General features: G+C 66.2%; 1 pseudogene. It reads left to right on the top strand.

The window, feature by feature from the left end:
* A pseudogene (locus EN852_RS35495) lies at positions 1-417 on the top strand (deoxyguanosinetriphosphate triphosphohydrolase); the annotation flags it as partial.

Here is a 417-nt window from a genome sequence, read left to right as displayed (position 1 = left end):
CGCCGTTCGGCCATACCGGCGAGGATGCGCTCAACGAGAAGATGGCCGCCTGGGGCGGCTTCGATCACAATGCCCAGTCGCTGCGCGTGGTCACAAGGCTCGAACGGCGCTATGCCGAATTCGACGGGCTCAACCTCACCTGGGAAACGCTGGAGGGGCTGGTCAAGCACAATGGCCCGCTGACCGACGCGAGCGGGAAGGGGCTCAAGGGTCCGGTGCCGCAGGCGATCCGCGATTATTCGGAGCTGCACGACCTCGAGCTCGACCGCTTCGCCGGCATCGAGGCGCAGTGTGCCGCGATCGCCGACGACATCGCCTACAACACCCATGACATAGACGACGGCCTACGGGCCGGCTTCCTGACGCTGGACATGCTGGAGGAGGTCGGGCTGCCGAGCTCGATCCTGAAGGGCGTGC

Origin of the sequence: Mesorhizobium sp. M2E.F.Ca.ET.209.01.1.1 (genome assembly GCF_004010375.2) — a bacterium.
Taxonomy (GTDB): domain Bacteria; phylum Pseudomonadota; class Alphaproteobacteria; order Rhizobiales; family Rhizobiaceae; genus Mesorhizobium.
Note: the sequence above shows the minus strand (reverse complement) of the source record. Positions and strands in the feature narration are given on the sequence as shown.